This window comes from Pseudomonas sp. XP2, from assembly GCF_053557975.1.
In genome coordinates this window covers 256166-269173 of record NZ_JBNRIK010000004.1, presented here as the reverse complement: position 1 = coordinate 269173, position 13008 = coordinate 256166, and the positions used below count along the sequence as shown (strand labels likewise).

The 13008-nt window shown below is 60.4% G+C and carries 15 protein-coding genes and 1 pseudogene; 6 read left to right on the top strand and 10 right to left on the bottom strand.

All coding sequences use genetic code 11. The features are described from left to right. Nucleotides 1-35: 35 nt before the first annotated feature. A complete protein-coding gene (locus ACK1VC_RS07675; protein WP_191087535.1) occupies nt 36-242 on the top strand; it encodes a hypothetical protein in 207 nt (68 codons plus the stop codon). Here ACK1VC_RS07675 and ACK1VC_RS07670 read toward each other — a convergent pair. The 5 genes and pseudogenes from ACK1VC_RS07670 to ACK1VC_RS07650 form a co-directional block, all read right to left on the bottom strand. Beyond that, nucleotides 168-404, bottom strand: a pseudogene (locus tag ACK1VC_RS07670) (DUF72 domain-containing protein); the annotation flags it as partial. The gene ACK1VC_RS07675 and the pseudogene ACK1VC_RS07670 overlap by 75 nt on opposite strands. Nucleotides 405-468: 64 nt before the next feature. Further along, nucleotides 469-2667: a xanthine dehydrogenase family protein molybdopterin-binding subunit gene (locus ACK1VC_RS07665; protein ID WP_191087536.1), complete on the bottom strand. Its 2199-nt coding sequence runs from the start codon at nt 2665-2667 to the stop codon at nt 469-471. Further along, on the bottom strand, nt 2664-3665 hold the full coding sequence (locus ACK1VC_RS07660) for an FAD binding domain-containing protein (RefSeq protein ID WP_145914324.1): 1002 nt from the start codon (nt 3663-3665) through the stop codon (nt 2664-2666). The genes ACK1VC_RS07665 and ACK1VC_RS07660 overlap by 4 nt, the downstream gene beginning before the upstream one ends. After that, nucleotides 3662-4189, bottom strand: coding sequence for a (2Fe-2S)-binding protein (locus ACK1VC_RS07655; protein ID WP_060516717.1), 528 nt, complete (start codon nt 4187-4189; stop codon nt 3662-3664). The genes ACK1VC_RS07660 and ACK1VC_RS07655 overlap by 4 nt, the downstream gene beginning before the upstream one ends. Before the next feature lie 383 nt (nt 4190-4572). Beyond that, nucleotides 4573-4956 carry a hypothetical protein gene (locus ACK1VC_RS07650; protein ID WP_145914323.1) on the bottom strand — a complete coding sequence of 128 codons (384 nt, stop codon included), beginning with the start codon at nt 4954-4956 and terminating at the stop codon, nt 4573-4575. A 271-nt stretch (nt 4957-5227) separates the two neighbouring features. Here ACK1VC_RS07650 and ACK1VC_RS07645 point away from each other — a divergent pair, with 271 nt between their 5' ends. Further along, nucleotides 5228-5500, top strand: a complete 273-nt coding sequence (locus ACK1VC_RS07645) for a PepSY domain-containing protein (RefSeq protein ID WP_016486245.1) — start codon at nt 5228-5230, stop codon at nt 5498-5500. Between the two features lie 79 nt (nt 5501-5579). On the opposite strand, the gene ACK1VC_RS07640 is transcribed toward ACK1VC_RS07645, so the two are convergent. Together ACK1VC_RS07640 and ACK1VC_RS07635 are read right to left on the bottom strand one after the other, a co-directional pair. Then, on the bottom strand, nt 5580-6713 hold the full coding sequence (locus ACK1VC_RS07640) for an alanine--glyoxylate aminotransferase family protein (RefSeq protein WP_449117932.1): 1134 nt from the start codon (nt 6711-6713) through the stop codon (nt 5580-5582). A 200-nt stretch (nt 6714-6913) separates the two neighbouring features. Next, on the bottom strand, nt 6914-7423 hold the full coding sequence (locus ACK1VC_RS07635) for a ProQ/FinO family protein (RefSeq protein ID WP_016486247.1): 510 nt from the start codon (nt 7421-7423) through the stop codon (nt 6914-6916). Between the two features lie 295 nt (nt 7424-7718). On the opposite strand from ACK1VC_RS07635, the gene ACK1VC_RS07630 reads away from it, so the two are divergent. Further along, nucleotides 7719-8027 carry a hypothetical protein gene (locus tag ACK1VC_RS07630; RefSeq protein ID WP_016486248.1) on the top strand — a complete coding sequence of 103 codons (309 nt, stop codon included), beginning with the start codon at nt 7719-7721 and terminating at the stop codon, nt 8025-8027. A gap of 62 nt (nt 8028-8089) precedes the next feature. Here the strand turns inward: ACK1VC_RS07630 and arsH are convergent, their stop codons facing one another. The 3 genes from arsH to ACK1VC_RS07615 all read right to left on the bottom strand — a co-directional run bounded on the left by arsH (nt 8090) and on the right by ACK1VC_RS07615 (nt 9691). After that, the gene (arsH, locus tag ACK1VC_RS07625; protein WP_016486249.1) at nt 8090-8791 is read right to left on the bottom strand and encodes an arsenical resistance protein ArsH; all 702 of its coding nucleotides are present in this window, start codon (nt 8789-8791) and stop codon (nt 8090-8092) included. 13 nt (nt 8792-8804) lie between these two features. Next, complete coding sequence (locus tag ACK1VC_RS07620) at nt 8805-9275, bottom strand: arsenate reductase ArsC (RefSeq protein ID WP_095114943.1); 471 nt, start codon at nt 9273-9275, stop codon at nt 8805-8807. Between the two features lie 68 nt (nt 9276-9343). Next, nucleotides 9344-9691 carry a metalloregulator ArsR/SmtB family transcription factor gene (locus ACK1VC_RS07615; protein ID WP_191087538.1) on the bottom strand — a complete coding sequence of 116 codons (348 nt, stop codon included), beginning with the start codon at nt 9689-9691 and terminating at the stop codon, nt 9344-9346. 275 nt (nt 9692-9966) lie between these two features. Here ACK1VC_RS07615 and ACK1VC_RS07610 point away from each other — a divergent pair, with 275 nt between their 5' ends. From ACK1VC_RS07610 to ACK1VC_RS07600, 3 genes are read left to right on the top strand one after another with little or no spacing between them, the layout of a single operon-like run. Next, the gene (locus tag ACK1VC_RS07610) at nt 9967-10953 is read left to right on the top strand and encodes a DUF1852 domain-containing protein (RefSeq protein ID WP_023049282.1); all 987 of its coding nucleotides are present in this window, start codon (nt 9967-9969) and stop codon (nt 10951-10953) included. A gap of 27 nt (nt 10954-10980) precedes the next feature. Continuing rightward, nucleotides 10981-12030, top strand: coding sequence for a methionine synthase (locus ACK1VC_RS07605; protein ID WP_191087539.1), 1050 nt, complete (start codon nt 10981-10983; stop codon nt 12028-12030). 27 nt (nt 12031-12057) lie between these two features. After that, nucleotides 12058-13002, top strand: coding sequence for a LysR family transcriptional regulator (locus tag ACK1VC_RS07600; RefSeq protein WP_060516707.1), 945 nt, complete (start codon nt 12058-12060; stop codon nt 13000-13002). The last annotated feature ends 6 nt before the right edge of the window (nt 13003-13008 follow it).

Sequence of the window (13008 nt, the reverse complement as noted above, 5' to 3'; positions counted from 1 at the left end):
TTGTGGACAAAGGCATCGAGTAAGCAGGGGAATGCGTGGGGCGCTGTAAAGTTCAGGTCGAGGGCTTCAGTGGCGTGCTGAATGACAAGGTGACCGCCGGTGTGCTGCGCGTGAACCTGTCGCGATACCCGAGCCTCGACCAAGAGAGTGAGGAGCAATCGATGCCCGCACTCATCGAGAAACGGCTCGAGCAGGCCCGCACAGCCTTGCAAGCGGTGCTCATGGGTGATGGCGTTGGGTAACTTGACGGAAAAACGAAAGTGCTCAGGCACCGACGCGGCCCACCGGGCATGAGTTTGCGATCGATGAGCACGGTAAAACGAGGAGTTGATTTCTACCGCGTTCAAGCGCGCCGCGTAACGCTGCAAATGAGCCCCCTGCCGGGGAAAATGAAACACCGCAATCGCAGCGGCCCCGGGCGACGCGCTGGTTACCGAGGCCTGCTTGCAAAGGCGCTGAGCTGCCCGTTTACAGCACCTTGTCGAGGGTGATCGGAAACGCTCTCACACGCTTGCCAGTGGCATGGTAGACAGCGTTCGCCACTGCTGCTGCCACCCCGACCACGCCGATCTCGCCCACCCCCTTGGAGCCCAGCTCGTTGACGATGTCATCGTTCTCTTCAACGAAAATCACCTCGATATCGCCGCTGTCGGCGTTCACCGGAATGTGATACTCCGCCAGGTTGTGGTTGACGATGCGGCCCAACTGGTGATCGGTCAATGCTTCTTCGTGCAGGGCCATGCCCACGCCCCACACCACGCCCCCCAGAATCTGGCTACGCGCGGTTTTCGGGTTGACTACCCGTCCTGCTGCCACGGCGCTGACCACACGGGTGACCTTGATCGTGCCAAGGTCTTCGTCAACATGCACCTCCACAAAAACCGCCGAATGTGTGGCGGTGGAGAAGGGTTGGCGTTTGGCACCTGGCTCGGCTTCTATCTGCGCTTCAACATTTCGCCCCGGGGTGCTGGCGGCGATCTCGGCCAGGGCCAGGCGATGGTTGCCCGCATGCAGGTAGCCATCGGCGAAGACAATCTGCTCTGTCGGGGTGCTGGCCACTTCAGGGTACGACTTGCGCGCATGTTCCAGCAGCTTGCTGCGCAGCACCAGGCAGGCCTGGCGCACGGCCGAGCCCACCGACGACACGGTGAAAGAGCCACCCTGTAGCGGTGCTGTCGGCAGGGAGGAGTCCCCCAGCAGGAAGGTGACATCCTGAACCCTGGCGCCCACCGCATCCGCTGCTATCTGGGTCATGACGGTGTACGTGCCGGTACCGATATCAGTGGTGGCGCTGCTGACGGTCAGGCGCCCTTGGGCATCGATGTGCGCCTTGGCGCTGGCCTTCATTTGCAGGGCCTCCCAGACGCCCCCAGCCATTCCCCAGCCGATCAGCTGGTGGCCATTGCGCATGCTGCGCGGTTGCGGGTCGCGGTTATGCCAGCCGAAACGCTCGGCACCTTGCTGGTAGCACGCCAGCAGCTCCTTGCTGGAGTAGGGCTTGCCCTCGTTGCCATTGTTAGCGGCGAAGTTGCGCCGGCGCAGGTCGATCGGGTCGATCTGCGCTGCACAGGCGAGCTCATCCATGGCGCATTCGAGGGCGATCATGCCTGACGCGGCCCCGGGGGCGCGCATGTCCAGTGGGGTAAAGACATCGAGCGGCGCCAAGTGATAGCTGAGTGCAACGTTGTCACACTGGTAGAGCATGCCGCTCCATTCGACCAGGTGTTCGGTAAAGTCCTCGAAGCGTGATGTCTGGCCCAGCGCATCGTGGGCGATCGCCAGCAACCGCCCGCCTGCGTCCGCACCCAGGCGCAGGCGCTGCTCGGTACGGGGCCGGTAGCCGAAGGTGAACATCTGCTGGCGGGTCAGTGTGACGCGCACCGAACGTTGTAAATGCAGCGCCGCCATCACGGCCAGCGGTAACTGGTACTGCGGGCGCAAGCCCGAGCCGAAGGCGCCACCCACGAACGCCGCGTGCACGCGTATGTTGGCCTTGGGCAGGCCAAACACTTTGTGCAGGTAGTCCTGGCAATTTTGCGTGCCTTGGGTCTTGTCGTGGATTTCGAGGCTGCCGTCGGCTTTGTAGTGCACGGTGGAAGCATGCGGCTCCATCGGGTTGTGATGCTCGTTGGCCGTCAGGTAGGTGGCATCTACCTGCACCGGCGCGGCGGCAAACTGCCCGGCAAAATCGCCACGTGGTGCGGGTGTTTCGGCGGGGGCCTCATGCGACTGCCGGGTAGCACCCAGGTCTGTCTGGTGGGCCTCCTCGGCATAGTCGATTCTGATCAGCGAACCTGCGTACCGCGCCAGTTCGAGGGTTTGGGCGACCACCAGGGCCAACGGTTGGCCGCTATAAAGCACGCGGTCGTTGAACAAGGGGCGAAACGGCGACCCCTCGGCCGAGTCGGCGTCACTGTAATCGTCGTCATAACTGGAAATGTGCGGCCGATGGCCATGGTCGAGCACAGCGATGACCCCGGGCACGCGCATTGCCTGTGTACTGTCGATGGCGAGCACTCGACCACGGGCGATAGTACTGCACACGACGCTGCCGTGTAGCAGCCCGGCTTGAGGGTATTCACCTGCGTAGCGCGCCTGCCCGGTGACCTTGGCGACGCCGTCCACGCGGTCCAGGGGCGTGCCGACAATGGGTGTGGTGTCGATCATGGTCTTGCCCCTCTGGCTGAGGCACCGAGCACTGCCTCGCTCAATGCCCGAACGATTGCACGCTGCGCGAGTGCTACCTTGAAACCGTTGTGGCTCAGGGGTTGGGCCCCTTGCAGAACGGTGTGCGCGGCCTGGGTGAAAAGCGCTTGCGAAGGCGCCTGGCCGGTCAGCATCCCTTCTACAGCCGTGTCCCGCCAAGGCTTGTGGGCAACGCCACCCAGCGCCAGTCGAGCCTGCTGGATCACGCCGCCATCAAGGTTCAAGGCCGCGGCGACGGACACCAGCGCGAACGCATAGGAGGCGCGGTCGCGGATCTTCAGATAACGGTAATGCTGTTCGAATGCAGGGGGCGGCAACTCGATGGCGACCACCAGTTCATCAGTTGCCAGTTGATTGTCGCGCTCAGGGGCATCGCCGGGCAGGCGGTGGAAGGCCGCGAAGGGTATCTGGCGTTCAGCGGCAGGCCCCTGTACATGTACTACCGCTTCGAGCGCCGCCAACGCCACGCACATGTCCGAGGGGTGGGTGGCGACGCAGGCATCGCTGGCGCCGAGAATCGCATGGATACGGTTCAAGCCCGTACGCGCGGGGCAGCCGCTGCCCGGTTCGCGCTTGTTGCAGGGTGTGCCGGTGTCGTAGAAGTAGTAGCAACGGGTGCGTTGCAGCAGGTTGCCGCCGGTGCTGGCCATGTTCCGCAACTGAGGCGATGCCCCGGCCAGAATGGCTTCGGATAGCAGCGGATAATGCTGTTGGATGATCGGGTCCCAGGCGAGGTCGGCATTGCTCACCAACGCACCGATCAGCACGCCGCCGTCGGAGGTGGCCCGAATGCCGTTCAGCCCAAGGCCGGAGATGTCGATCAGGCGGTTGGGGCGGACCACGTTTTCCTTCATCAGGTCGACGAGGTTGGTACCGCCGGCAATGAAGCGCGAGCTGGCATCTGCCAGGTTGATGGCTTCGCTGACTGATGCGGGCTTGTGGTAACTGAATGGCGTCATGGGGTCGTCCTGCCTTGCTGCCGGGGCACGTCCTTCATCAACGGCATGGCTTCCTCTACTGCGGCGACAATGTTGCCGTAGGCACCACAGCGGCAGAGGTTACCGCTCATCTGCTCGCGAATGGCCTCACGGGAGTCGGCATGCCCTTCGTGTACAAGACCGACTGCGGAGCAGATCTGCCCTGGTGTGCAATAGCCGCATTGGAACGCATCATGGCGAATGAAGGCGCGCTGCAGTGGGTGAAGTTCACCGTCGCTGGCCAGCCCTTCGATGGTCACCAGTTCGGCCCCGTCGCACATGATGGCCAGCGTGAGGCAGGCGTTGATACGTTTGCCGTCGCGCAACACGGTGCAGGCCCCGCACTGGCCATGGTCGCAGCCCTTTTTGGTGCCTATCAGGTCTAGCTGCTCACGCAGCAGGTCGAGCAATGTGGTCCAGGGCTGCACCTGCAGTGATCGAGGCTGACCATTCAGGGTCAGGTGGATGGGGTGTTCTACGACACCCTCGGGGGCTGTTGCGCTCATGGGAGGTCCTCACGGTCGGTCTTGCACTTGACTGCATCTCTGTGGTGCGACCGGGCCGGCTGTGCAAACGTTCAGCCGAACTGGCCAAAAACCGCCCGTGCCTTGTCTCGAAGCTTGTACAGTCCCTGTGGGAGGCTACTCATCCCCTGTGGGCTGCGCTGTCACGCAGAGAACAATGGCTGGTGTGGGAGCGGGCTTGTCCCGCGAAGCAGGCAACGCTGTGTATGGCACCGGCTTTGCCGGTGTTCGCGGGGCAAGCCCGCTCCCACAAGTTGAAGCCAACTCAATACGTTGTTCTATGAGGGCGGGCATGCCCGCACCCACAGGGCGCTCGCTAGCTTTCGGAGTTTGAGCTGCTCGCACGCAGACTTGGATGGGTTGGGTCAACCGCCTGAACCACCGCCACTACCGCCAGCGCCAGCGCCAGCGCCGGAACCGGAACCGCCCGAGCCTCCGCTGCCGGCGCCCGGGCCAGTGCCGCTCCCTGCGGCGCCACCCGTACCGTTACCGGCGCCTGTGCCCGTGCCCGACCCGTTGTCGGTGCCGTCACCCCCGGTATTGTCGGTGCCATTGGTACCCGTACCGCCAGACCCGGTTCCCATGCCATCCCCAGGCGTGCCGGAGCCAGTGCCATCCAACGGGCCGTTGTCCTGTGTCTGCGCCCCAGGGGCGCGTTGGTCGTTCATGTCGGTGGCTGCCAACACCAACGGTGTGCTGGCACCGAGGCACAGGGCGAGCAGCAATGAATGGGGCTTGATGATGTTCATGCGCAATCACCTCTTTGCGTTGGTCACTTCTTCTTCGTCCTGCGCGTGCAGCCAATTGTGCGTCGGTACTGACGAACGGAATGCCCTTACTGGCGCTGATTACCACCACGACCAAAGCTTTTGGGGAGGAGCCCGCTAGCGGTTACGGGCGTTGACCGATGCAGGTGGCCACACCGTGTGACCGCTGAGCGCGGCTGCAATCGAAAAAAACTGAACGGTGGCATTGGCGCGCCAGTCAGAGCGTTTAACCTCATGAAAAAGGATGTTAGCGATGAAAGCGATGACTCGACTGTTCACCGGCCTGGCCATGGCTGGCGCATTGGCAAGCACTACCGCATGGGCAGATCAGCCGGGCGCTGACTGGAAGGTGAACAAGGATCAGGCCGAAGCCACCCTCAAAGGTGCCGGCTACACGCAGATCACCAAGATCGAGGCCGATGATGGGCATTGGGAAGGTGAGGGGATGAAAGCTGACGGCAAACAGTACGAATTCCAGGTCGATCCCCATGACGGCAAGATCATCAAGGATCAACTGGATAACTGATGATTTGTCCACCCGTGGCATCAGCGCGCTGCCCGTTTCACGGGTAACGCGCCCGACCTTGCTGTAATGGGATGACGGCTCAGTCCGTCATCACTTCATCGATTGCCTGCTCCAGGGTGTTGACCGTACGCTCGATATTGTGCAGTTTTTCGAGCCCGAACAGACCGATGCGGAAGGTCTGGAAGTCGGCTGGCTCGTCGCATTGCAACGGTACGCCGGCCGCAATCTGCAGGCCGTGATCGGCAAATTTCTTGCCGGTCTTGATGTCGGCATCATCGGTATAGCTCACCACGACGCCTGGGGCCTGAAAGCCGGCTGCGGCCATGCTCTTGATACCTTTGGCGGCCAACATGGCGCGCACCCGATCACCCAGCGCCTGTTGTTCGCTGCGCACCTTGTCGAAACCGTAGGCTTGCATCTCGTTCAACACGTCGTTGAACCGGGCAAGCGAATCGCTGGGCATGGTTGCATGGTAGGCATGTCCGCCCTGTTCGTAGGCCTGCATGATCTGCAGCCACTTCTTCAGGTCGCAGGCAAAGCTGCTGCTCTGCGTGTGCTCGATGCGCTCCAGGGCCAAGGCGCTGAGCATCACCAAGGCGCAGCAAGGGGAAGCGCTCCAGCCTTTTTGCGGTGCACTGATCAGCAGGTCGACTGCGCACTTTTCCATATCAACCCACAGCGTGCCAGAGGCGATGCAGTCCAGCACGAACAGGCCACCCACCGCATGCACGGCGTCACCGACGGCCCGCAGGTAATCGTCGGGCAGGATGATCCCGGATGAGGTTTCAACGTGGGGGGCGAAGACGATCTGAGGCTTGTGCGCCTGGATGCTTGCCAGCACTTCCTCCAGCGGCGGGGGCGCGTAGGCAGCCTGGTGCCCTGTGTCGACCGGGCGGGCTTTGAGCACCGTGGTGGCCGCCGGGATGTTGCCCATATCAAGGATCTGGCTCCAGCGATAACTGAACCAGCCGTTGCGTATCACCAGGCATTGCTGAGCGGTGGCAAACTGTCGCGCTACCGATTCCATGCCGAATGTACCGCTGCCCGGCACTACCGCAACAGCCTGGGCGCCATAGACCTGTTTCAGCGTGCTGGAAATGTTCCGCATCACGCCTTGAAAGGTTTGTGACATGTGATTGAGCGAGCGGTCGGTGTAGACCACCGAGTACTCGATCAGCCCCTCAGGATCATTACTGGGATAAAGCGTAGACATGGGCGACTCCTAGGCAGAGATGTCAGTGGTATCGACCCTGCCCGAACCCTTGGCAAATGACAAGACAGATCGGGGCTGATTGCGCTGAAGCCCTTCCGCCGTGTGTCCGAAGCAGGCACCCGGAGCCGGCGAGCCCGGCTCCCACAGGTATAGCGCAGGCCTCGGTGGCTGATGACCTTCCTGTGGGAGCGCGATTGAATTCAGTCCGGAGTCTGCGCCGCCGTGATCTCGGCGGCGGGGGCCGCAACAGGCGCTTTTGCCTTAGCACGATTGCGACGTTCCTGGCTGCGATGCCGCGCAGCTTGTTGCTTGGCATGGATCGCCTGAGTCGCTGTCACTGTGCCAGCGACTTGACCATTCAAGTCCAGGCGCGGCGCATTCTCCACCATGCTTGCCCAGTACCGGGTACCCCGGCACCAGGTAGAAATGCCCAGCTTGAGCTGTTCACGGGTGATGCCGAGCAGCTCAAGGTGCTGCTCGGCATCCTTGAAAATGCCCTCTTTGAGCGGAACCTTGGGGGCCGGATTGACAGGGAAGGCCAATGGAAAGTGCTTTTGCAATGGCCAGATCGCTGCCACCGCCGGGTCCTGCTCACGAGGCTTTGCCTGTGGCGGGGACTTGCGCTTGGGTTGTTTCGGGCTATCGGCCTTTTCCTGCACTTTTTCCGCCCGCAGACGGTCACGTAGCTCAGCTAGTTGTTCAAAACCCATTGTTCAATTCACTGCTTCGAAGTTGATTGCGAGGCATAAGGATATGCCATGCAGCGCCACAGATCAGCTTAAACAGATGAATTGTGCCAATTTTCCTGGCCGAGGCATCCCCATTCATCAGGATGCCGGCTCATTCCGGATGCTGTGGCATATCGGTATTTAGCGCAGCTCAGTATCAGGCCCCTGCATTTGGTATCGCTCATCCGAAAGGCTGTGAATAAATACATCCACGTCAGGCAAGCCGCAGTCGTACGAACACACAGGCCTTTCTGTGTCTGACTTGAGGTAAGCGATCATGGCTAATAACCAAGACAAGGGCGCCAACCAGGGCAATGCCAGTGCAGGCGCCGGGAACAACACGGCGGGTACCGGCCAGCAGGGTGGTCAAGGCTCGGGCGGTGGCATGCCCAACCACCAGCAACAAGGTCAGAACCAGCCGGGGCAGAAGCCCGAGGACAAAATGAACAAAGACTGGGGCCGCGATACCGGAAGCAAGGGCGGTCGGCAGGAAGACAGCATGACTGACAAGGAGAACCCGGCGGATAAAGACCGCATGGGTCAGCAATCGCAACGCGATAACCCGCAGGGCGAACAGGACCGCTGATCATTGCTGATGCGCACCAGGGTGGGCAAGCCATCCTGGTGCAAGCGGGCCGCATGGCGGCTTCAGATTGAGCGCTGATTGACGCGTGCAGATAGCTGTTCGGCGGTTTCCTTGCGCTCTGAATAGCGATCCACCAGGTAATCCTGACGATCACGTAGCAGCGCGGTGAATTTCACCAGTTCCTCCATCACATCAACAACGCGGTCATAGTACGGCGAAGGCTTCATCCGGCCGGCATCATCGAACTCAAGGTAAGCCTTGGGTACCGAGGACTGGTTCGGCACCGTGAACATCCTCATCCAGCGGCCAAGCACACGCAACTGGTTGACCACGTTGAACGACTGCGAGCCGCCACACACCTGCATCACCGCCAAGGTCTTGCCTTGGGTGGGGCGCACGGCGCCCAGCGCCAGGGGAACCCAGTCGATCTGCGCCTTGAACACTGCAGACATCGCCCCATGGCGCTCTGGCGAGCACCAGACCTGGCCTTCCGACCATTGCACAAGTTCACGCAATTCCTGCACCTTGGGGTGCTCAACCGGCGCATCGTCAGGCAGCGGCAGGCCCGAAGGGTCGAAGGTTCGTGCTTCGGCGCCGAAGTGTTCCAGCAGACGCGCGGCTTCCTCCACCAGCAAGCGGCTGAAAGAGCGTTCGCGGGTAGACCCATACAACAGCAGGATGCGTGGTTTGTGCTCGCTTGCCACGGTTGCCGTTGGGGGCAGCTCGAACAATGCGAGGTCGAGGTTAGGGAGATGCTCGGACATTTTTGACTCCTGCTTATTGCGTGCCGATGCGATCCAGCTCGTGCTTGAGCTGATCACGGTCGAGGCGATCGAAGGGAAGGGCGAAGAAAGCGCGGCAGCGCGATGCGATGTGGGCCAGCGTGGCGTGGAAAGCCGCGTCGACTTGCGCCTCGTCACCCACGACATCGGACGGGTCCTGCAACCCCCAATGCGATTTCAGCGCGGGGCCGAAATAGACCGGGCAGGCTTCGCCGGCGGCCTTGTCGCAGACCGTAATAACGACGTCCGGCGGGCTGCTCTCGAATGCGTCGTTGCCCTTGCTGCTCAGGCCAGCAGCCGAAATACCGGCCTGCTCCAGCGTGCTCAGGCTACGGGGCAAAACCTGCCCCTTGGGGACGCTCCCGGAGCTGACTGCCTCGAAACCGGCAGGGGCCAAGTGGTTGAAAAGTGCTTCGCACAGGATGCTTCGGCAACTGTTGGCCGTGCACATGAACAGGACTCGCATGGAGGGCTCCTCCGCCTTGTGGCGGACGTCAGAGGCGCCGGCGCTTGGGCCAGAGCCGAAAGGGTGATTCAGCAGCAGGCGGCATCGCGCACGGGGCGGTCGTCCATGCACGTGAGCCGACGTGTGTTGTCGGCCAGCCAGTGCGAATTGGCCTGCAAGGTGACCTGCAGCATCTCGTGAACCCAGGCCGGTAGCGCCGGGTTAAGGCGGTAATACACCCACTGACCCTGGCGCCGGTCCAGCAACATGCCATTGCTGCGCAGTTGCGCCAGATGGCGACTGATCTTCGGCTGGCTTTCGCCCAGCGCGCACATCAGCTCGCAAACACAGAGTTCTCCCAGGCTGGCGATGAGCAGGGTGGCGCGAGCGCGGGTTTCGTCAGAGAGGCTCTTGAAGATATCGGGCGGGGTAATCATGGCTGCACCAGAACATATGGATAATCGAATATACGAATTACCATATGTTCAGGGCAAGCCCCATGACACGCGCGTGCTGCCTGGATCGACAGCTATCGTTCACCGAGGGCTGCAATGGGCGGATAGCGAAGCGTGTACAGCCCGTTCAAGGTGGGTGCCTTGTCATGAGCGTGGCTAAAGGTTCTGTGAAATCAATTCAGTTCCATCGCCCAGTACCCCAACTTAAACTACGGGCCAATTATAGAAAATATGGATATTTGAGTGGGCGCCCCGCCATGACCAGTAACGACTTTAATTTTTTCATCAAGAGCATCCGCTTTGACGAGCATTATCAACCCTCCGAAAAGACGCGCCTCACTACCAACTTCGCCAACCTGGCGAGGGGTGTGAGCCGGCAAGAGAACTTGCGCAGCACCTTGCAGATGATCGATAACCGCTTCAATGCATTGGCGCATTGGGATAACCCCAAGGGCGACCGTTATACTGTTGAGCTTGATATTATTTCTGTCGAGATGGGTATTGAGGCTGAAGGCGGCAATCAGGCGCTACCCCTGATTGAAATGTTGAAAACAAGCATTATTGACCGACCCACCGGCGAGCGCTTTGCGGGCATGGTGGGGAATAACTTTTCTTCCTACGTGCGGGATTACGATTTTAGTGTGCTGTTGCGTGAGCATAATGCAAACCAGGCTGTATTCAGTACGCCAGACCATTTTGGTGAGCTGCACGGCAAGCTGTTCAAGTGCTTCATCAATTCAAGCACGTACAAGGCGCACTTCGACAAGCCGCCCGTCATCTGTCTGAGTGTTTCGAGCAGCAAGACTTACTCTCGAACGGATAATCACCACCCTGTGTTGGGCTTTGAATACCAGCAGGATGCGTATTCCTTGACGGATACGTATTTCGAGAAGATGGGATTGCACGTGCGTTACTTTATGCCGCCCAACAGTGTGGCGCCGTTGGCGTTCTATTTTTCCGGCGATTTGCTCAGTGATTACACCCACCTGGAGCTGATCAGTACCATCAGTACCATGGACACGTTCCAGAAAATCTATCGACCTGAAATCTACAACGCCAACTCTGCCGCCGGGAAATGCTACCAACCCAGCCTGCAGCATCAGGATTACTCCCTGACGCGCATCGTGTATGACCGAGAAGAACGAAGCCGGCTGGCCATTGAGCAGGGGCGCTTTGTCGAGGAGCACTTTATCAAACCGCACCACGCGCTACTTGAGCAGTGGTCCAACCACTACGCCTGCTGATCAACTGAATAGATAAGGTCTTCCTTCGTGAACAAATTGTTACCCACTTCGACTGCCGGCAGTTTGCCCAAACCCGCCTGGCTCGCACAACCCGAAACGCTCTGGTCACCCTGGAAACCGCAAGATGAGGCATTGATCGAAGGCAAGCAGGATGCCCTGCGCTTGTCATTGCAGGAACAGCAAGACGCCGGCATTGATATCGTCAGTGATGGTGAACAAACGCGCCAACACTTTGTGACGACTTTTATCGAGCACCTGAGCGGTGTTGACTTCGAGAAACGCGAGACCGTCAGGATCCGTGATCGCTATGATGCAAGCGTACCCACCGTAGTAGGCGCTGTTGCTCGGCAAAAGCCGGTATTTGTCGACGATGCCAGGTTCTTGCGTCAGCAGACCCGCCAGCCCATAAAATGGGCGCTGCCAGGCCCCATGACGATGATCGATACGCTGTATGACAGCCATTACAAAAGCCGCGAAAAACTGGCCTGGGAATTTGCCAGGATCCTCAATCAGGAAGCCCGGGAGCTGGAGGCTGCCGGGGTTGACATCATTCAGTTTGATGAGCCCGCCTTCAATGTGTTTTTTGACGAGGTCAATGACTGGGGGGTTGCCACCCTGGAGCGGGCCATCGAAGGCCTCAAGTGTGAAACTGCCGTGCATATCTGCTATGGCTATGGCATCAAAGCCAACACCGACTGGAAAAAAACCTTGGGGTCAGAGTGGCGGCAATATGAAGAGGCCTTCCCCAAACTGCAAAAGTCCAGTATCGATATCATCTCGCTGGAATGCCATAACGCTCATGTGCCCATGGAGCTGCTTGAGTTGATTCGCGGTAAAAAGGTGATGGTAGGCGCAATTGATGTGGCGACCCACACCATTGAAACACCCGAGGAGGTTGCCGATACCTTACGCAAGGCACTGCAATTTGTAGAGGCTGACAAGCTCTACCCTTGCACCAACTGTGGCATGGCTCCCTTGCCGCGTCGGGTGGCCAGCGGCAAGCTCAGGGCTTTGAGTGCCGGTGCAGAAATGGTTCGCAGCGAGCTCTCGGGCAATGACCATCGGGCATCATGGTGACCCGATCACTCGCGTTGTGTGCTGCTCATGATTGACTTGAGACACTTGCGCACACTCCATGCCTTGCGTGAAACGGACAGCCTGCCCGAGGCGGCCGAACGCCTGCACCTGACCCAGTCGGCGCTGTCGCACCAGTTCCGTGAGCTGGAAAGCCGCGTTGGCATGCCTGTGTTTGTGCGCAAATCCAAGCCGGTGCGCTTCACCACTGCGGGCCTCAAGCTGCTGCAGCTGGCCGACCAGGTGCTGCCGCTGATCCGCACAACGGAGCGCAACCTGAGCAAGCTGGCAGGCGGCACGGCCGACCGGCTGCACATCGCGATCGAGTGCCACAGCTGCTATCAATGGCTGATGCCCTCACTGGACGAGTTTCGCTGCGCCTGGCCGGAAGTTGAACTGGACCTGGCGTCGGGGTTGTCGTTCGCCCCACTGCCGGCCCTGCAGCGTGGTGACCTCGACCTTGTGGTGACCTCCGACCCGATGACCCTGCCGGGTATCACGTACGTGCCGTTATTCGGGTACGAGGCAATGCTGGCCATCGACAAGCATCATCCGCTGCGCGATAAGCCCTACCTGGAGCCTGCCGACATCGCCAGCCAGACCTTGATCACGTACCCGATCGAACGAAACCGCCTGGACATCTTCACCCGTTTCTTCGACCCCGCCGACATCGAACCTGCGCGGATACGTACGGCAGAAATGACTGTGATGATGATGCAGCTGGTGGCCAGCGGCCGTGGTGTTTGCTGCCTGCCGAACTGGGCGGTGCATGAGTACACCTCCCGCGGTTACGTGTTGGCCAAGCGCCTCGGCGAAGCAGGGTTGCAGGCCACCCTGTTCGCAGCGGTACGCAGCGACATGCTCGAAGTGCCCTACATGCGTGATTTCCTGCTCACGGCGAAAGACATTTCGTTTGCGACGCTGGAAGGCGTCAATGCGGTGTCAGGGCGAGCGGCGTGGGCGTCGGGCGCCTGACAGGGC